General features: G+C 74.7%; 19 protein-coding genes. 11 read left to right on the top strand and 8 right to left on the bottom strand.

Annotation, left to right across the window (positions count from 1 at the left end; genetic code table 11):
- Positions 1-61: 61 nt before the first annotated feature.
- The 3 genes from IE118_RS11635 to IE118_RS11645 all read left to right on the top strand — a co-directional run bounded on the left by IE118_RS11635 (position 62) and on the right by IE118_RS11645 (position 2,410).
- Positions 62-484, top strand: coding sequence for an acyl-CoA thioesterase (locus tag IE118_RS11635; RefSeq protein ID WP_189557712.1), 423 nt, complete (start codon positions 62-64; stop codon positions 482-484).
- Positions 485-723: 239 nt separating this feature from the next.
- Positions 724-1,608, top strand: a complete 885-nt coding sequence (locus IE118_RS11640; protein WP_189557713.1) for a lysozyme — start codon at positions 724-726, stop codon at positions 1,606-1,608.
- Between the two features lie 106 nt (positions 1,609-1,714).
- Positions 1,715-2,410: a peptidoglycan recognition protein family protein gene (locus tag IE118_RS11645; protein WP_189557714.1), complete on the top strand. Its 696-nt coding sequence runs from the start codon at positions 1,715-1,717 to the stop codon at positions 2,408-2,410.
- Here the strand turns inward: IE118_RS11645 and IE118_RS11650 are convergent.
- The 6 genes from IE118_RS11650 to IE118_RS11675 all read right to left on the bottom strand — a co-directional run bounded on the left by IE118_RS11650 (position 2,394) and on the right by IE118_RS11675 (position 6,407).
- Entirely contained in the window at positions 2,394-3,773 is a 1,380-nt protein-coding gene (locus IE118_RS11650) for an 8-oxoguanine deaminase (RefSeq protein ID WP_189557715.1), read from the bottom strand. The genes IE118_RS11645 and IE118_RS11650 overlap by 17 nt on opposite strands.
- A gap of 40 nt (positions 3,774-3,813) precedes the next feature.
- Complete coding sequence (gene pucL, locus IE118_RS11655; protein WP_189557716.1) at positions 3,814-4,725, bottom strand: factor-independent urate hydroxylase; 912 nt, start codon at positions 4,723-4,725, stop codon at positions 3,814-3,816.
- Positions 4,726-4,731: 6 nt separating this feature from the next.
- Entirely contained in the window at positions 4,732-5,139 is a 408-nt protein-coding gene (uraH, locus tag IE118_RS11660; protein ID WP_189557717.1) for a hydroxyisourate hydrolase, read from the bottom strand.
- Positions 5,140-5,144: 5 nt separating this feature from the next.
- On the bottom strand, positions 5,145-5,660 hold the full coding sequence (gene uraD / locus IE118_RS11665) for a 2-oxo-4-hydroxy-4-carboxy-5-ureidoimidazoline decarboxylase (RefSeq protein WP_189557718.1): 516 nt from the start codon (positions 5,658-5,660) through the stop codon (positions 5,145-5,147).
- 130 nt (positions 5,661-5,790) lie between these two features.
- The gene (locus IE118_RS11670) at positions 5,791-6,159 is read right to left on the bottom strand and encodes a helix-turn-helix domain-containing protein (protein WP_189557719.1); all 369 of its coding nucleotides are present in this window, start codon (positions 6,157-6,159) and stop codon (positions 5,791-5,793) included.
- Positions 6,156-6,407: a YkoF family thiamine-binding protein gene (locus tag IE118_RS11675; RefSeq protein ID WP_189557720.1), complete on the bottom strand. Its 252-nt coding sequence runs from the start codon at positions 6,405-6,407 to the stop codon at positions 6,156-6,158. Before IE118_RS11675 ends, IE118_RS11670 begins: the two co-directional genes overlap by 4 nt.
- 115 nt (positions 6,408-6,522) lie before the next feature.
- Between IE118_RS11675 and IE118_RS11680 the strand changes: the two genes are divergently transcribed.
- The 4 genes from IE118_RS11680 (at position 6,523) to IE118_RS11695 (ending at position 9,036) form a co-directional block, all read left to right on the top strand.
- On the top strand, positions 6,523-6,759 hold the full coding sequence (locus IE118_RS11680; RefSeq protein ID WP_189557721.1) for a hypothetical protein: 237 nt from the start codon (positions 6,523-6,525) through the stop codon (positions 6,757-6,759).
- Positions 6,760-6,922: 163 nt separating this feature from the next.
- A complete protein-coding gene (locus IE118_RS11685) occupies positions 6,923-7,594 on the top strand; it encodes a TIGR04222 domain-containing membrane protein (protein WP_189557722.1) in 672 nt (223 codons plus the stop codon).
- A 103-nt stretch (positions 7,595-7,697) separates the two neighbouring features.
- Positions 7,698-8,372, top strand: coding sequence for a hypothetical protein (locus IE118_RS11690; protein WP_189557723.1), 675 nt, complete (start codon positions 7,698-7,700; stop codon positions 8,370-8,372).
- Between the two features lie 43 nt (positions 8,373-8,415).
- Positions 8,416-9,036 (top strand): GNAT family N-acetyltransferase, encoded by a 621-nt coding sequence (locus tag IE118_RS11695; protein WP_189557724.1) that lies wholly within the window; start codon positions 8,416-8,418, stop codon positions 9,034-9,036.
- Positions 9,037-9,103: 67 nt separating this feature from the next.
- Here IE118_RS11695 and IE118_RS11700 read toward each other — a convergent pair whose 3' ends face one another.
- Positions 9,104-10,777: an AMP-binding protein gene (locus IE118_RS11700; protein WP_189557725.1), complete on the bottom strand. Its 1,674-nt coding sequence runs from the start codon at positions 10,775-10,777 to the stop codon at positions 9,104-9,106.
- A gap of 352 nt (positions 10,778-11,129) precedes the next feature.
- Between IE118_RS11700 and IE118_RS11705 the strand changes: the two genes are divergently transcribed.
- Positions 11,130-13,940, top strand: coding sequence for an ATP-binding protein (locus tag IE118_RS11705; protein WP_189557726.1), 2,811 nt, complete (start codon positions 11,130-11,132; stop codon positions 13,938-13,940).
- Between the two features lie 412 nt (positions 13,941-14,352).
- Here the strand turns inward: IE118_RS11705 and IE118_RS11710 are convergent, their stop codons facing one another.
- On the bottom strand, positions 14,353-15,471 hold the full coding sequence (locus IE118_RS11710) for a winged helix DNA-binding domain-containing protein (RefSeq protein WP_189557727.1): 1,119 nt from the start codon (positions 15,469-15,471) through the stop codon (positions 14,353-14,355).
- Positions 15,472-15,675: 204 nt separating this feature from the next.
- Here IE118_RS11710 and IE118_RS11715 point away from each other — a divergent pair, with 204 nt between their 5' ends.
- From IE118_RS11715 to IE118_RS11725, 3 genes are all read left to right on the top strand, one after another.
- The gene (locus tag IE118_RS11715) at positions 15,676-15,858 is read left to right on the top strand and encodes a hypothetical protein (RefSeq protein WP_189557728.1); all 183 of its coding nucleotides are present in this window, start codon (positions 15,676-15,678) and stop codon (positions 15,856-15,858) included.
- Positions 15,859-15,918: 60 nt separating this feature from the next.
- Positions 15,919-16,848 (top strand): polysaccharide pyruvyl transferase family protein, encoded by a 930-nt coding sequence (locus IE118_RS11720; protein WP_189557729.1) that lies wholly within the window; start codon positions 15,919-15,921, stop codon positions 16,846-16,848.
- A gap of 92 nt (positions 16,849-16,940) precedes the next feature.
- Positions 16,941-17,249 (top strand): DUF3040 domain-containing protein, encoded by a 309-nt coding sequence (locus IE118_RS11725; protein WP_189557730.1) that lies wholly within the window; start codon positions 16,941-16,943, stop codon positions 17,247-17,249.
- The last annotated feature ends 97 nt before the right edge of the window (positions 17,250-17,346 follow it).

Here is a 17,346-nt window from a genome sequence, read left to right on the forward strand (position 1 = left end):
CCCGTGCCAAGATCGGTGGGTCGGGCAGGGCAGTCGAACAGGCATGAAGGGGACAGCCGCGATGAGCGAGCCGTTTTCCGTCCGTGTGACCGTGCGCGGATACGAGACCGACGTGCAGGGCCACCTCAACCAGGCCGTGTACCTCAACTACGCCGAGCACGCGCGCTGGTCGCTGCTCCAGGCGGCCGGGATCACCCAGTCCGGCCTGATCTCCCAGGGCGTGGGACCGGTCGCCCTGGAGACCACCATCCGCTACCGGCGGGAACTGCTCGCCGGTGACGAGGCCGACGTGAGCTGCGCGTTCCTCTGGAGCGGCGGCAAGATCTTCACCATGGAGCAGACGATCACCCGGGCCGACGGCACCGTGGCCGCCGAGCTCACCGGCGTCGGCGGGCTGATGGACCTGAAACTGCGCAAGCTGGTGCCGCGTCCGGAGGACGTCTTCCGGGGCCTGGCGAAGGATCCGGCCCCGTTCGGGCTGTAGCCGGGGTTTCACTCTTTGAAAGTTTCCGCCGCCCGGATCCCAAGTTTCCAGGCCATCCGCTCCTACAGTGGACCAGACCACCAGCGAGGAACGAAGGCTCTTTACAGGCCCGGAATCTACGTGCGTAACTAATGACGCGCGCACGTCAAATGCGAGTCCCGCAGCACGGATCTGCCCAGGTGGCAGCGGCCGACGTCACCTCCTTCGCTCATCCCCACATGTGTCCAGGAGGCAGCCCCATGTTCTCTCTCCCCCGCCCCCCGCACGGCACCCGCAGACGCACCGTCACGGCACTCGGCGTCCTCGGTGCCGCCCTCGCCCTGACGGTCACCACCGTCGGCGGCGCGACGGCCGCACCCCGGCCGGACCGGGACCGCGTCACCGTCGAACCCGGCGAGGCGTACATGGGTGCGGGCGCCCGCGTCCACGGGGCCGTCCCCGCCGGTGAGCCGTCGCGGGGCGTCCTGGCCCCGACCGACGGCGTCCAGGGCATCGACGTCTCCCACTGGCAGGGCGCCATCAACTGGACCTCGGTACGCGGCTCCGGCATCCAGTTCGCCTGGATGAAGGCGACCGAGGGCACGGGCTACAAGGACCCGCGCTTCAACACCAACTACCCCGCCGCCCACGCCGCGGGCGTGATCCGCGGCGCGTACCACTTCGCCCTCCCCAACGCCTCCGGCGGCGCCACCCAGGCGAACTACTTCGCCACCAACGGCGGCGGGTGGTCACGCGACAACCTGACCCTCCCCGGCGTGCTGGACATCGAGCACAACCCCTACGGGGCCATGTGCTACGGCCTGTCCACCACGCAGATGCGCACCTGGATCAACGACTTCTACACCACCTACAAGGCGCGCACCAGCCGTGACGTCGTCATCTACACGACGGCGAGCTGGTGGAACACCTGCACCGGCAACTGGACCGGCATGTCCGCCAAGAGCCCGCTGTGGGTGGCGCACTGGACCTCCGCCTCCGCCCCGGCCCTCCCCAGCGGCTTCCCCACCTGGACGGTGTGGCAGTACACCAGCACCGGTTCGGTCGGCGGCGTCGCCGGTGACGTGGACCGCAACAAGTTCAACGGCTCCCGCGACCGGCTCCTGGCGCTCGCCAACAACACCTGACGGCACCGGGCCCGCCCCGCACACGCTCGGGGGAGCCGGCGGCGGTCCGCCGTCCGCTCCCCCGCGCCCGCTTCCCCCCACCTCTCCCCTCCGACGAGGAGCGACCGTGCACCCCGAGAACGCTTCACGACGCCGCCTGCTGATCGCCGGCGCGGCCGGTCTGGCCGCCGCCACCGCCCTGCCGGGCCTCGCGCACGCGCGGGGGACCGACGCCGTCGAGCCGGACATCGACTCCACCGCGGACTGGGGCGCACGCGCCCCGCGGGGCACGATCAGCCTCCTCCCGTACCGGCCGAGCAGGATCGTCGTCCACCACACGGTGAGCACCAACTCGAACGACTTCTCCCGCGCCCAGGCCCACGCGCACGCCCACTGGGTGCAGGACCTGCACCTGGACAAGAACCGCTGGGTGGACACCGGGTACCACTTCCTGGTCAGCCGGGGCGGCTGGATCACCGAGGGCCGGCACGGCAGCCTCCGGGCGCTGACCGGAGGCCGGAACTTCGTCCTCGGCTCCCACACCTCCGGACAGAACGACTACGCCGTCGGGATCGCGTGCGAGGGCGCCTACCACGCGGGCGCGGTACCGCCGGGCGCCCAGTGGGACGTCCTGGTGGCCCTCTGCGCGTACACCTGCGCGCGCTACGGCATCCCCTCCACACAGCTCTACGGCCACAAGGACTACGGCGCGACCCTCTGCCCGGGCGTGTACCACGACCTGCTCCCCCGGCTGCGGGAGGAAGTGGCGGCGGCCCGGGGGGCGCAGCCGTCCACGCGGACGGGGCTCAGGCCTCCGCGGTGATCCGGGACAGGCGACGGGCCTCCGCGCGGGTGGTGCGGGCCATCTCGTCCTCGTCGGCGGTGAGCAGGCGGCCGTTCTCGACGATCTGGCGGCCGTCGACGAAGGACGCGGTGACCGGGGCCGCCGCGCCGAGGACCAGCGCGGTCACCGGGTCGGCGATGGAGGCGTGGGCGAGGGTGTCCATCCGCCACAGCACCAGGTCGGCGAGCTTGCCCGGCTCCAGGGAGCCGATCTCCCCCGCGCGGCCCAGCACGCGGGCCCCGCCGTGGGTGCCCAGGCGCAGTGCCTGACGGGCGGTCAGGGCGGCCTCGCGGTGGGCGCCGAGACGGTTGACGAGGAGGGCGTTGCGCAGCTCGGTGTGGAGTTCGCCGGACTCGTTGGAGGCGGTGCCGTCCACGCCGAGGCCGACGGGGACACCGGCCGCGAGCATGTCGGGGACGCGGGCGATGCCCGCGGCGAGGCGGGCGTTGGAGGAGGGGCAGTGGGCGACGCCGGTCCCCGTACGGGCGAAGGCGGCGATGTCGGAGTCGTTCATGTGGACGCAGTGCGCCATCCACACGTCCTCGCCGAGCCAGCCGGTGGACGCGAAGTAGTCGGTCGGGCCCATGCCGAACAGCTCGTGGCAGAACTTCTCCTCCTCCACGGTCTCCGACCCGTGGGTGTGCAGCCGCACACCGAGACGGCGTGCCAGTTCGGCGCCCTCGCGCATCAGGTCGGTGGAGACGGAGAAGGGGGAGCAGGGGGCGACGGCGACCTGGGTCATGGCGCCGAAGGAGGCGTCGTGGTACCGCCGTACGGTCTCCTCGGTGGCGGCGAGGGCGTCGTCGAGGCTCTCGACGGCGAAGTCCGGGGGGAGCCCGCCGTCCTTCTCGCCGCGGTCCATGGAGCCGCGGGCGAGGGTGAAGCGGACCCCCATGTCGCGGGCGGCGGTGACGATCCCGGCCGACAGGTCGCCGGAGCCGCGGGGGAAGACGTAGTGGTGGTCCATGGCGGTGGTGACGCCGCCGCGGGCCATCATGGCGAGCGAGCCGCGGGCCGCGGCGCGCACCATCGGCTCGTCGATGCGCGCCCAGGTCGGGTAGAGCGCGACGAGCCAGTCGAACAGGTTGTGGTCGGTGGCCAGGCCCCGGGTGATCCACTGGTAGAAGTGGTGGTGGGTGTTGACCAGGCCGGGGGTCGCCAGGTGCCCGGTGGCGTCGATCCGCCGTGCGACGTCGCCGAGTCCCCCGGGGGCGGGGCCCGCGCCGAGCGTTTCGATGCGGTTGCCGGCGAGGACGAGGTGCCCGGACGCGTACTCGGTGCCGTCCGCGTCGACGGTCGCGATCGCGCAGTTCTCGATGACGATGCGCCGGTCTGCTGCCATGGTCCGTCCTTCTCGCTGCTGCTGCCGAAAGGGGGTGCGGTCAGGGGCTGGTGAGGTCCACCGGGATCCGCGCCTCGCAGCCCTCCCGCAGGACGGTGCCCTCGATCAGGCCGTAGGGCCGGTCGGCGGCGACGTACACGGCTCCGTCGGCGGTGTCGTTCTCCAGCCCGAACGGCTCCAGGTCCACCAGGAAGTGGTGGCTGTTGGGGAGGGAGAAGCGGACCTCGTCTATCTCTCCGCGGTGGTCGAGGACGCGGGCGCCCATCCGGTGGAGCGTCTGCTGGAGCGAGCGGGAGTAGGTCTCGGCGAAGGCCTCCAGCAGGTGCCGTCGGACCTGCTCGTAGGAGTCGTCCCAGTCGGGGGCCGGCTGGTCGTCGCCGGTCCAGTTGAACCGCCAGCGGCCGGAGACCGAGGTGGCGAGGATGCGGTCGTAGGCCTCCTCCAGCGTGGTGTACCTGTCCTTGACGTAGCCCCGGAACTCGGAGTCGGTGGAGTTCAGGACGGTCAGGTCCTTCAGGCCGGAGACCACCTCCCACCGTTCGCCGTCGTAGGTGATCTGCGTCAGGCGGGTCTCCTGGCCCTTGCGGACGAAGGAGTGTCCGGCCCTGCCGGCGTCGGGGACCGCGATGCGTTCCCAGGCGTACTCCTCGACGCGGACGCGGGCCCGGTGGATGGCGTCCTGGGAGGTGACGAAGTGGCGGGCGAGGTGGATGCCGAACTGCTCGGCCGACTCGACGCCGTGCTCCTTGGCGAAGGCGAACACGGTGTTCTTGGTGGTGTCGGTGGGCAGGACGTTCGCGTTCGATCCGGAGTAGTGGACCTCCTCCATGTCGCCGGAGAGGGCGATGGAGACGTTCAGGTCCTTGATGTGGTGGGTGGCGCCGTCCCGCGTGATCTTGACGACCCGGTTCTCGGCCTTGCCGTACTGGTTCTGTCCCAGGATCGTGGGCATGGTGTGCTAGCTCCCTCGGTAAACGGAGTAGCCGAACGGGCTGAGCAGCAGCGGCACGTGGTAGTGCTCGCCCGGGACGACGGCGAAGGTGACCGCCACCTCCGGGAAGAACGCTCCGGTGCCGCCGTCCCGGTCCGCGGGGGCGTCCTGCCGCGCGTCGGCCCGCCCCTCGGCGCCCCTGGCGTCGAAGTACGGCTCCACGGCGAAGTCCAGCCGTACGTGGGTGGTTCCCTCCGGCAGGGCCGGCAGGTCCGCGCACCGCCCGTCCGCGTCGGTGGCGGAGCCGCCGAGTCTCCGCCAGCCGGCCTCCCGGCCCGGGCGGGCGGAGAGGTGGACGGCGACGCCCCCGGCGGGGCGTCCGACGCTGGTGTCCAGGATGTGCGTGGACACGGAGGCGGTGGTGTCGGTGCTCATGTGCGTCAGTCCTCTTCGACGTCGACGAGGCGGGCCAGCCGGATGCGGTTGATCTTCCCCAGTTCGGTGCGGACGATCCCGCGCTCCTTCTCCGGCGCGTTGCCGAGGCGTTCCCGGACGGCGTCGCGCATCTGCTCGCCGGTCCGGCCGGTGGCACAGACGAGGAACACGTGGCCGAACCTCTCCTGGTAGGCCAGGTTCAGTTCGAGCATCTCGGCCCTCAGCTCGTCCGGGGCCGCGGCCATGCCGCTCTGCTCCCGCGCGGAGGCCCGGTCGCCGGGCCGGGGGCGGCCGATCGGCGGGTGCGCCGCCATCGCCTCGTCGAGGTCCGCGGCGGTCAGCCCGGCCGTGGCGGCGTCACTGGCGGCGTACAGCTCGTCGGCGGTGGCACAGGGGCGGGCGGCGAGCACCCGGCGGACCCAGGCGTCGGCGGCGCACACCTCGCGGAGTACGGCGAGCGCCGCGGGCTCCGCGAGGGCGTTGAACCGGGCCAGGCCCGGGGGCGTGGGTGTCGACGTCACGGGAGCCTCCGTGGCCGCGGACGGCCTGATGCTGCGAACGGGCGTGCCGACAGTGAACGCCGTCACGGACCACGCGTCAACAGTTTGTTGAAAAGTGGCGGGCGCGGAGGAGGACCCCGCCCGGGGAGGGTCAGGCGCCCTTGTCGCGGTTGAGGTAGTTGTAGACGGTGAAGCGGCTGACCCCCAGCGCGCTCGCCACGGTCTCCACGCCGTGCCGCACGGCGAAGGCCCCGCGCGCCTCCAGACCGCGCACGACCTCCTGTTTCGCCCTGCGGTCCAGGTCCGCCAGCGGCACGCCCCTGCGGCGTTCGAGGGCCGCGAGGATGTGGTCGAGGGAGTCGCCGAGCTGCGGCAGCCGCACGGCGACGACGGCGGCGCCCTCCCAGGAGAGCACGACGTCGTCGGTGCCCGCCTCGTCCGGCGGGAGCATCTCCCCGCCCATGGCGTCGACCAGCGGCTTGACCGCCGCGATGAAGGCGTCCTCGCCGGCGCCGGTCACCGGTCGTCCTCCCCGACCACGTTGACCTGCAGCGAGATGCGGGTGGCGCCGGCCGTCAGGCTCCGGCGCAGCAGCGCGTCCACGGCGGTGAGCACCGCGTCGGCGCCCCCCTCGCCGGTGTTGCCGAACGGGCCGACGTCCACCACGTCCAGTTCGGCCGCCTCGATCACCTGCCGGGCCACCACGGCGTGCGCGGGCGCCTCGTCCAGGTCGAAGGGCTCGGTCGTGAACTCCACTCTCAGTCGCACGGGGCCCAACCTAGCCGCTGCGGCGCGGGCGGGGGAGCCACGTCGCGCCCACCGCTCCCGGCCGCGGGCGGGCTTCCGGGGTGCGCGACGGCGCGCGGCGCAGCAGCCTGGAACCATGGCAGAACCGACGGAGCACCCCCACATCGTGGTGCACTCCCCCGCGCTGGACGGGTCCCGGCGGGTGACCTCGGGCGACGAGACACTGGGCCTCGCCACGCACGCCGACGACGTGGGCGAGATCCTCCGGCTGGCCGACCTGTACGTCACCGACGTCGAGGGGAGCGACCTCATCGAGTGGCAGGGCGGCGGCCCCGACGACTGGCCCGGACTGTCGGAGCACCACGAGCCGTGAGCACCGGTACGGCATCGGCCGTAGCCCGGCTACGGCACCCTCAAATCAACCTCTGAAGACGGCCCCGAAGGGCTTCGGCCGTCCCCGCCGAGGGGCACACTCCTCCCACACGGGGCCCGCCGGCACGGGGGCGGCGGGCCCCTGTCGACGGGGGGGGCCTGCCATGGCCGACACCGGGCGCGTCCGGGGGACGCCGCACGAGATCGCCCTGCTGGCCGGCGGCCCGCGCGCCGCGGTCACCGTCGCCGTCGTCGCCCTGCACCTGCGGGGCGCCGTCGAGGCGGGCGCGCCCGGCACGGTACGCGCGGTCGACGGCGAGGCGGGGCGGGCCCTGCCGCCGCTCCCGGCACCGGGAAGCGAGCCGGGGGCCCTCACGGGAGCGATGCGGGCGGCGTACCTGGAGAGCGCGGTGTACCACCGCCTGGCGGAGCCGTCCGCGATACGGGAGCTGGTCCGGGACCTGGACATCCGGTGGGCGGTGGCCGAGCTGCGCGTCGGGCTGGCGGAGGCGGGGATGCTGCGCTACCCGCTGCTGGGGTCCACCAGGGCGGCCCGGCGCCGGCTCCAGGTGCTGCGCAAGGCGTTCCCGCTGCCGGCGAGCAGGCGCGACCTGCCGGACGACGAGCGGCTGCTCGCCGTCGCCCTGCACGGCGAGACCGCGCTGCGGGTCCTCGTGCCCCGCTTCGCCCTCCGGGCGGGACTGACCGAGCGGGTGAGCCTCCGCCACCGGCGCCTGCTCCGCCACTCGCCCCGCGGTGACGCCTACGGCAGCGCCGGGCACCTCTCCTGCGGCGGCGGCTCCGGCGGGGGGTGCGGGGGCGGCGGCCCGGACTGAACCCGGCGGGCGCCGGCCGCCGGGTTCAGTCCGGGCAACCGCCGGACAACGGGGGCCTCGTGGAGGACGATGGGCAGCGCCTCGAGAACACGGGAGTGGGGTCATGCCCGAGAGCGTGCCGGTGCGCTGTCCCGCCTGTCGGCGCGCGCACCGCTTCACGGCACCGTCGTACCCCTGCGCCTGCGGTGCGCCCGTCGCGCCGCCGCTGGACCTCGACGGGGTGCCCGGCACCGTCGGCCACCGCGCCTGGCGGGAGGAGTGGATCACCCTGCGCTGCGGCTGCTGCGGGCTGCGCGGTGAGTGGCCCCGGCCGGAACTGGGCTGCCCGTGCGGCACCGTGCTGCGGATCCCGGTGGCGGGCCCGGAAGCCGCCGCCGTCCTCACCGGCCGGCCCGCGCGCCCCGCCTTCCGCCCGGTGCCGATCCGCACCGCCCGGGACGCGGTCACGGCCGCCGTGCTGCATCTGCGGCGCCTCGGCCACGAGGACGTCCGGCGCGCGGACCAGCGGCCCCCGTCCGGCATCGGGCTGGCGGGCCGGGGCGTGCTGGCCCACGTGGACCCGTCGGACCGGCCGGCGACCCCGCGGGACGTGGAGTGCCTGTGGCTGACGGCGATGACGGAGTCGTCGGCGTGTCTGCACTTCTCCCTCGCCGGGTACGCCGAGGAGGCCCGGGCCCGCGCCGACACCCTGGGCGTCCCGCTGTTCCTGCTCGGCCTCGACGGCGCCGCGCGGCCGGTGAACGCCGCCGCCGACGCGCTGGACGCCGACGGGGCGTGAAATCCCGGCGACGCGGCCGCCGCCGGCGCCCGATACTCGGCGGATGCGCATCCGTCCCGCCGCCCCAGGCGACCTGCCCGCCCTCCAGGAGATCGAACGGGCGGCCGGCGCGCCGTTCCGCGACCTCGGCATGCCGGAGGTCGCCGACGACGCTCCCCCCGCGCTGGACACGCTGGAGCGCCACCGGCGGGCGCACCGCTGCTGGGTCGCGGTCGAGGACGGGCGCGAGGACCGCCCCGTCGCCTATCTGATCGCCGAACCGGTGGACGGCGCGCTCCACGTCGAGCAGGTCTCCGTCCACCCGGCCGCGGCCCGCCGGGGCGTGGGCCGTGCCCTGCTCGCCCGTGCCGCGGACCGGGCGCGCGCCGACGGCCTGACCGCGCTGACGCTGACCACGTTCGCCGAGGTCCCGTGGAACGCCCCGTACTACGCGCGGCTGGGTTTCCGCACCCTCTCCGAGGCCGAACTCACGCCGGGGCTGCGGCGGATCCGCGCCGAGGAGGCCGCGCACGGTCTCGACCGGTGGCCGCGCGTGTGCATGCGCGCCGCCGTCCCGCCCGCCGGCCGGGGCGGCGCGGAGCTGCCGGAACGGCGGCCGGACGCACAGGTCCCGCCGGGCCCGGAGCCGGGCTCCGGTCAGGACTACCGGAGGCAGGTGCGCTGACCGGCACCGCGGCGGCGGCACCGGGGGGCCGTCGGACCGGTGCCGTCGGCGTGCGGCGGGGGCCCGGTCAGCGGAGGTCCTCCTCGCGGTACTCGCCGGTGGAGCCCGCCGCCGTGGCCTCGCGCAGCGCGATGCGCCGGATCTTGCCGGAGACGGTCTTGGGCAGCTCGCCGAACTCCAGCCGGCGGATCCGCTTGTACGGGGCGAGCACCGAGCGGGAGTGCTCGAAGATCACCTTCGCGGTGTCCGGGCCGGGCTCCCAGCCCTCCGCGAGCACGACGTACGCCTTGGGCACGGCCAGCCGCAGCTCGTCCGGGGCGGGGACGACCGCCGCCTCGGCGACCGCCGCGTGCTCCAGCAGGGCGCTCTCCAGCTCGAAGGGGCTGATCTTGTAGTCACTGGCCTTGAAGACGTCGTCGCTGCGCCCGACGTACGTCAGGTACCCGTCCTCGTCGCGCGCGCCGATGTCACCCGTGCGGTAGTAGCCGCCGGACATCACCTCCGCCGTGCGGTCCGGGTCCCCGTGGTAGCCGGTCATCAGGCCCACCGGCCGGCCGGAGAGGTCGAGGGCGATCTCTCCCTCGGCGGCGCCGGGCGCGCCCGTGACCGGGTCGAGGAGTTCGACGCGGTAGCCGGGGCCGGGGCGGCCCATGGAGCCGGGCTTGAGGACCTGGCCGGGACTGTTGGACACCTGCACGGCCGTCTCGGTCTGCCCGAAGCCGTCCCGGACGGTGACGCCCCAGGCGCTCCTGACCTGCTCGATGACCTCGGGGTTGAGCGGCTCGCCGGCGGCGACGACCTCGCGCGGCGGGGTGCGCAGCCGGCCGAGGTCGGCCTGGACCAGCATGCGCCACACCGTGGGCGGGGCGCAGAAGGTGGTGACGCCCGCCTTGTCCATCTCCGCCATCAGCCGGGGCGCGTCGAAGCGGGTGTAGTTGTGCAGGAAGACGGTGGCCTCGGCGTTCCACGGGGCGAAGAGGTTGGACCAGGCGTGCTTGGCCCAGCCGGGCGAGGAGATGTTGAGGTGCACGTCGCCGGGGAGCAGACCGATCCAGTACATGGTCGCCAGGTGCCCGACCGGGTACGAGGTGTGGGTGTGCTCGACCAGCTTGGGCCGGGCGGTGGTACCGGAGGTGAAGTACAGCATCAGCGGATCGTCGGCGAGGGTCGGCCCGTCGGGCGTGAACCGCTCGGCGGCGGCACGGGTGTCGGCGTACGGCAGCCAGCTCCCGCCGGCTCCCTCCCCTACGGCGATCCGGGTGTAGTCGCCGGGGACCTCGTCGAACTTCGCGGTGTCCGCGGCGCGCGCGATCACGTGCGCCAAGCCGCCCCGGTCGACCCGGTCCCGCAGATCGGCGGGGCCGAGCAGCGGGGTGGCCGGGACGACGACGGCGCGCAGCTTCATCGCGGCGAGGGCGGTCTCCCACAGCTCGGCCTGGTTGCCGAGCATGACCAGCACCCGGTCCCCGGCGGTCACGCCCCGCTGCCGCAGCCAGGTGGCGACCTGGTCGGAGCGGCGGGAGAGCGCGGCGAAGCTCAGCCGGGTCTCGTCGCCGTTCTCCTCCACGAGGTGCAGGGCGGTGCGGTCGCTGCCGTCCGCGATCACGTCGAACCAGTCGAGCGCCCAGTTGAACCGGTCGAACCGGGGCCAGGCGAAGTCACGATAGGCGGTGGTGTAGTCCTCCCGGTGTTCCAGCAGGAAGTCCCGGGCCCTGCGGAACGCGTCCGTCCCCGTTGTCATGTCTCCTCCTCGTGCCCGACCATGGCCGGGCGGCTCCCGGTCATCGTGCATTCCGTGACCCTGGTCTCACCACCCCCGGACGGGCGGAGTGCGTCGCGCGGACGCCGCATGGGAGGGGCGAACAGGTGAACGCCGACCCGACGAGGGCGGGGGCGGGCGGCGGCCGCGGCCCGGCGGGCGGGGTGGTTGCCCCGGTTTCGAGCGGTGATGACCCGTACTGGGCATTACCAGGGGTACATGTTTGGATTTATCGTTGCCGCGCCCGCTGTAATTTGCCTCACTGCACCGTCCGTCCGGAATTAAGGAGCCTGTTGCCTAATATTGGCCAGGACACGCCACACGGAGGGGAGCGGTGACCGTGCGACGGGACTTCAAGGAGTCTGCCAGGTACCGCCCCGACCTGGTCATCGGCAGGGAGGAGCTGTTCTCCGACGCGCGGGAGCAGCTCGCCCGAGGGGGCAGCGTGCTGCTCCACGGGCCCGCCGGAATAGGAAAGTCGACCGTGCTGCGGGCACTCGCGGCGGAAAACGCCGGGGCGGCGCGCACCGTGCTGCGCTGTTCGGCCACCGAGTCCGAATCCCATCTTCCGTTCCTGGCGCTGGCCGACCTGTTCGGCCTGGTCCTCGACGAGGTGGCCCCCCGGCTGCCCGCCGCCCAGCGCACCGCCCTGGAGTCGGCGCTCACCGGACGCGGCGAGTCCACCCTCCAGCGGGACGGGCTCGCGCTGCGGCTCGCGGTGCTGTCCACGCTGCGCGCGCTGGCCGACGAGGGGCCGGTCCTGGTCGTCGCCGACGACCTTCAGTGGCTGGATCCGGCCAGCGCCGAGCTGCTCGGCTTCGCCGCGCGGCGGCTGGGCGACAGCCCGGTCCGGATGCTGTGCGCGGTGCGCACGGACGGCGAGGAGTACGACCGTCACCTGCGCGCCTGCCCGCCGGACACGCTCGCGGTGCGGCTCGGCCCGTTCTCCCGCACGCAGGTCTCCGCGCTGCTGGACCACCGCGGCTACACCGGCCTGTCCCGCTCCACAGTGCGTGACATCCACCGCACCAGTGCGGGCAACCCGCTGTTCGCGCTGGAGCTGGGCCGCGCCCTCGCGGAGAGTTCCGCCCGGCCCCGCCCGGGCGAGCCGCTGCCGGTGCCGACGTCGCTGCGGGCGCTGGTGCTGAGCCGGCTGGAGATGCTGTCGGACGAGGCGCGCCGCACCCTGCTCGTGGCGAGCGCGGGTGCCCGCCCCACGCTGGCGCTGCTGCACGCGGCCGGCCGGGACAACGCCGAGGCCGAGACGGCCCAGGCCGCCGCCCTGGGACTGCTGGCGACGGACCCGGAGGAGCCGGCCGTACGGTTCGCCCATCCGCTGATCTCGGCCGCCCTGTACGCGGAGGCGCCCGCGCAGGAGCGGCGGGCCGTGCACGCGGCGCTGTCCACGGCGGCGTCCGACCCCATCGAGCGGGCCCGCCACCTGGCGCTGGCCGCGACCGGCGCCGACCCGGAGGTCGCGGCCCGGCTCGCGGAGGCCGCCGCGCTCGCCCGGGACCGCGGTGCGCCGTCGGTCGCCGCCTCGCTCGGGCTGCTCGCCGCCCGGCACACCCCGGCCGACGGCGAGCCGGGCCCGGACGAGCGGCGGCTCCAGGCCGCCGAGGACGCGATCACCGCGGGCGAGGCCGACCTGGCCCGGGACATAGCCAGGGAGGTGCTGACCCGGGCGACGGTGCCGGCGGAGCGGGTGCGGGCCTGGATGGTGGTCATCGAGGCCGCCGGGCAGGCGCTCGGCGAGGTCGACGCCGTCTTCCCGCAGGTGCTGGCCGACGCCGGCGAGGACCCCCGGCTGCTCGCACTGGTCCACTACCAGCTGGCCTGGCGCGAGGTGGTGGTGGACGGCGACTTCGCCAAGTCCCGCCAGGAGGCCGCCCACGCGGCGGAGCTGGCCGCCCGCGGCGGCGACCGGCGCACCGAACTGATGGCGCTGGCCTTCCAGTCGTCCACCGAGACGCTGATGGGCCACCCGGACGCCCCCCGGACGATCCAGCGGGCGCTCCAGGAACCGCAGGACCCCGATGTGGCCTCCCACCACAACGGCGCCGCGATGGCGCGGTTCCGCTGGCTGCTGATGAGCGACCAGTTGCCCGAGGCCCGTACGGCCATCACCGCGCTGCTGCGGGAGGCGCGGCGGCGCGGCATGGTCGAGAGCGAGGTGCACTTCTCGCGGCTGCTCGCCGACACCGAACTGCGCTTCGGGCACTGCGGGCGGGCCCTGGACGTGGCCGGGGAGAGCCTGCGGCTGGCCCGTGACTCCGGCATCGGCGAGAGCGCCTCGGCCATGCTCGCCTCGCTCGCGGAGGCGTCGGGCGGTGACGTGGACCGGGCACTGGCGCTGGCCCGCGAGTCCGCGGACCACGCCGAGGTGGACGGCGACCAGTTGTACCTCTCGCTGTCCCTGGCGGCCCTGGGCTACGCCCAGTTGGTGGCCGGGGACGCGCAGGCGGCCGTGCGGTCGCTGCGCCGGGTGCGGGAGCTGGAGCACGCCATGGGCATCAGCGACCCCGCGCGGGGCCGCTGGCAGGGCGACCTCGCCGAGGCGCTGGTGCGGATCGGGGAGCCCGGCGAGGCGCAGGAGCTCATCAACGTCACCCGGGTGCACGCGGTGCGGCTGAACCGGGCGAGCGTGCTGGCGGTGCTGGACCGCGCGGAGGCCCTGGTGCGCGCCGCGCGCGGTGAACACCAGGCGGCTCAGGCCCAGTTGTTGTCGGCGCAGGACCGGCTCGCCAGGCTGGGCCACGGTCTGGAGGAGGCCCGGGCCGCGTTCGCGCTGGCCCGGCTGCGCTCCCGGAACCCGGGGCCGGGCGGGTACGAGGAGGCGGCCCGGCTGTTCCGGCGCTGCCGCGCGCTGCCCTGGCTGCGTCAGGTGGACAAGGCCGTGGCCGCCGGCCCCGCGGAGGCGGAGCCCGTGCCGGCCGCCACTCCGGCCGTGCTGGACGGGCTCGCCGCGATGGAGCGCCAGGTCGCCGCGCTGGTCATGGAGGGCGCCACCAACCGGGAGATCGCCGGCCGGCTGTTCATCAGCGTGAAGACGGTGGAGGCGACGCTCACCCGCGTCTACCGCAAGCTGGGCATACGGTCCCGGGTGGACATCGTGCGGCTGGCGGCGGGCCGCCGCTCGACCTGACGTCCCCTTCCCGGGGAGGGGACCGAGGGTTTTCCCTGCCCCGCATCGCTTAGGGGGTTCCCTCATTGGGAGGGCTCGCGCCGCGGTCGTAGCGTGAACGCCGTGCCGCCCGCCGGGCACACGGAGGCCGGAGCCCCCGGGCTCGACCTCCAGACCCGCGCGACCCCCCACCGGCAACCCCGTGAGGAGACCCATGTCAGGGCTCGCCCGCGCACCACAGGCAGCCGCCGTGACCGCCCCGGCCGCCTCCTTCGCCCCGCGGCCGACGCGCGGGGCCCGCTCTCCGCGCCACCGCGTTCCCGGCCGCCGGGCGAGCGTTCCCACGAGTTCCTGAGTACCCCTCAGGTCGCAGGCCAGGGGGCGTTGCGGGCTTCCACGAGCAGCCCGCAACGCCCCCTCTCCATGTCCGGCGTCAGCCGCGGACCGTCCCGAAGCGGATGTCGCGGGCCGTGTCCGGGTGCATCACCCGCAGCATCCGCTCGGCCTCCGCCGTGACCTCCTCCCGCCGCGCCCGGCCGAGCGGGGCGAACGGTTCGACGACGAGGGCGTCGGCGTCCAGCCGCCACAGTCCCGCCAGGAACCCGTCGACGAGGAGCGTGCGGTGGGCGACGTTGCCGTTCCAGCTGCGGCCCCGGTACTCGGCCGGTACGACGCGGGTGCGGTCGGCGTGGGAGAGGAGCAGATTGTCGAACTCGGGCAGGAAGCGGGGCGGGGCCGGGGTGTCCGGGTCGGGACGGGGTGCGTCCGGGAGGTCGAAGAGCTCGGTGCCGCCCTCGTCCCGGAAGGTGACGAGCCGGGGACGCAGCCGTTCGAAGGCCTCGCGCAGCCGGGTCAGTCCGGACCAGGTCTGCATGTCCTTCACGGACGCGGGTCCGAAGGCGGCGAGGTAGCGCAGCACCGTGTCGTCGGGCGTCACGGGAGCCGGTTCGGCGGGACGGCCCAGCCAGTGCTCGGCGGTGGTCAGCACGACCTGCCCGCTGTGCCCCCACAGTCCGCGCGGGGTGATCTGCACGAGGGGCAGCCGGCAGCGGGCGGCGATGGCCAGGGCCTGCGGGTCGGCGTCCGGCCACTCGGCCAGCAGGGCCTCGCGCAGCTGTCCCATCGTGCGCGGTTCGGTCTCGACGAGCTCACGGGCGAGGGTGGCGAGCCGGTCCAGGTCGACGCCGGTGAGGCCCGCGCGGAACTGGTGCACCTCGCGGTCACGGGCGGGCTGCACGAGGGGCCGCAGGGTGAGGCAGTCGCGGGCGGTGTGGGTGTGGATCGTCGAGCGCATGGTGACGATGCGGACGACCTCGCGGTCGGCCATCGGCCGGGACAGCGCCTCGGGGGTGAAGTCGTCGAGGCGGGCGGCGAGCGCGTAGTAGGGCGGCTTGACGTTCTGCGCCTGGAGGCCCAGCAGATGGGCGGTGGCGTCCACGGCGGACATCGGGGAGCGGCGCAGCAGCAGCTGCCGCTCCAGCGTGGCCCGGTTGAGGGCCCGGACTCCGAGCACGCCGGCCGACGGGGTGGCGCTCCGCTTGGTCTTCGTCATACCGGCACGTTAGCGGGGCTTGCGGCCAGGTCCTGTCCGCGATGCCGGAACACGTACGCCCATTCGGGACATCCCGCGGCCGGGAGTAACGCCGCGGCGGCCGGACGGCGCTGTCCTCTACGGGCCCGTGCCTCCGTCCCGGTCGTCGCCGGACGGACGGACCGCGCCCGGCACGTCTCCCCCACACAGAAGGACAGGCACTCCGTGACATCCCCTCCCCCCGCCACAGATGATCTGCCGGTCTACGACGGTCTGGTCCGCGAACGCGGTGACGTCGTGGCCGAGGTGCGCGAGGTCGCCGAGCGGGCCCTGGACCAGGCCCGGCGCGGCCTGGCCGGTCACCCCGGCTCCTCCCCCGGCCCGCTCCGGGAGCGGGCGGGGCGCTGAACCCGCGCGGCCCGCGGCCCGGCCGGTTGCGTCGCGCCGGAGCGGGGCACTCGGGGCCGCGTGGACGAACGAGAACGCTCCGGGCCGGGAAGGGTCCTGCTGACCGGGTGGTTCAGCTTCCGCGACGGCGAGGCCACCGCCGGTGACGTGCTGGCGCTGCGCCGGGTGGAGGAGGTACTGCGGGGCTCCGGGACGACGTACGACGTCGCCTGGAGCCCCGGCTTCCTGCCGGACGCGCTGCACCTGGACGCCGTACGGCCCCGTGACTACTCGCATCTGGTCTTCGTGTGCGGGCCGCTGCACGGACCGCAGATCGAGGAACTGCACCGGCGCTTCGCGCACTGCGTGCGGATCGCCGTGGGGACGTCGGTGGTCGACCCGGCGGACCCGGCGGCGACCGGTTTCCACAGCGTGTTGGCGCGGGACGCGCCGGGCCGCGCGCCGTCCGAGGACCTGGCGGCCCGCGCCCCGGCGGTGCCCGCGCGGCCCGTGGTCGGGGTGATCCTCACCCACGGGCAGCAGGAGTACGGGGAGCAGCGGCGGCACGGGCAGGTCGCGGACGCGGTGACCCGCTGGCTGGCCGGGAAGGACTGTGCCCGGCTGGAGCTGGAGACCCGGCTGGACACCCGTGACTGGCATCTGAGCGCGACGCCCGCGCAGGTGCAGTCCGTACTGGCGCGCCTCGACCTCGTGGTCACCGACCGGCTGCACGGGCTGGTGCTCGCGCTGCGGGTCGGCACACCCGTGCTGGCGGTGGACCCGGTGGCGGGCGGCGCCAAGGTGAGCGCGCAGGCCCGGGCGTGCGGCTGGCCGGCGCTGCTGGCGGCGGAGCAGGTGGACGAGCGCCGGCTGGAGCGCTGGTGGGACTGGTGCCTGACCTCGGGGCGGGTGGCCGCGCGGCAGGTCCGTGACGCGTTCCGGGACGGCCGGGCGCCGGACGGGGCGGACCGTCTGCTGGAGGTGCTGGCACCGCACACCTCCGCCGGTTAGCCGCGGGGCCCGTCGGGCACTCAGGCGTCCCGCGGCCGTCGCGGCCCTCGCGGCCGTCGCGGTCCTCCCGGTCGTCCCCAGAAGGAGAGACGGTGTCGCCCGCTCGGCTTTCCGCACACGAACAGCGCGTCCTCGACGGCATCGAGCGGGTCCTGCGCCGCGACCGCCGGCTCGACCGGCGGTTGCGCACCATGACCGTCCACCCGGGCCCCGGCGTGCGCGGCCTCGTGTGCTGCCGCCCCCGCGGGCGGACCGTCGCCGTCCTCCTCGCGGTCTCCGTCACGCTGATGGTGACGGCGATCGCCACCTCGGCGCCGTGGGCGATCTGCTCCTTCGCCGTCCTGTGGCCGTTCACGCTCTTCGCGGCGGTCCGGCTGCTGTGCCGGTGGTCCGGCGGCTGACCGTCCGGGCCCGCGGCGCGCGGCCGGCCTGTGGAGCGGCGGCACGGGCCGGCCGGTGGAGCGGCGGCGCGGGTCAGCCGGTGGAGCGGCGGCGCGG

Origin of the sequence: Streptomyces pilosus, from assembly GCF_014649835.1 — a bacterium.
In the GTDB taxonomy this organism is placed as follows: Bacteria; Actinomycetota; Actinomycetes; order Streptomycetales; family Streptomycetaceae; genus Streptomyces; species Streptomyces pilosus.

What these genes read in the sequence shown, in the direction of transcription:
- IE118_RS11635 (WP_189557712.1), top strand. Translation starts at nt 62, where the DNA reads ATGAGCGAGCCGTTTTCCGTCCGTGTGACCGTGCGCGGATACGAGACC.
- IE118_RS11640 (WP_189557713.1), top strand. Translation starts at nt 724, where the DNA reads ATGTTCTCTCTCCCCCGCCCCCCGCACGGCACCCGCAGACGCACCGTC.
- IE118_RS11650 (WP_189557715.1), bottom strand. Translation starts at nt 3,773, where the DNA reads ATGGCAGCAGACCGGCGCATCGTCATCGAGAACTGCGCGATCGCGACC.
- pucL (WP_189557716.1), bottom strand. Translation starts at nt 4,725, where the DNA reads ATGCCCACGATCCTGGGACAGAACCAGTACGGCAAGGCCGAGAACCGG.
- uraH (WP_189557717.1), bottom strand. Translation starts at nt 5,139, where the DNA reads ATGAGCACCGACACCACCGCCTCCGTGTCCACGCACATCCTGGACACC.
- IE118_RS11680 (WP_189557721.1), top strand. Translation starts at nt 6,523, where the DNA reads ATGGCAGAACCGACGGAGCACCCCCACATCGTGGTGCACTCCCCCGCG.
- IE118_RS11685 (WP_189557722.1), top strand. Translation starts at nt 6,923, where the DNA reads ATGGCCGACACCGGGCGCGTCCGGGGGACGCCGCACGAGATCGCCCTG.
- IE118_RS11690 (WP_189557723.1), top strand. Translation starts at nt 7,698, where the DNA reads ATGCCCGAGAGCGTGCCGGTGCGCTGTCCCGCCTGTCGGCGCGCGCAC.
- IE118_RS11695 (WP_189557724.1), top strand. Translation starts at nt 8,416, where the DNA reads ATGCGCATCCGTCCCGCCGCCCCAGGCGACCTGCCCGCCCTCCAGGAG.
- IE118_RS11700 (WP_189557725.1), bottom strand. Translation starts at nt 10,777, where the DNA reads ATGACAACGGGGACGGACGCGTTCCGCAGGGCCCGGGACTTCCTGCTG.
- IE118_RS11710 (WP_189557727.1), bottom strand. Translation starts at nt 15,471, where the DNA reads ATGACGAAGACCAAGCGGAGCGCCACCCCGTCGGCCGGCGTGCTCGGA.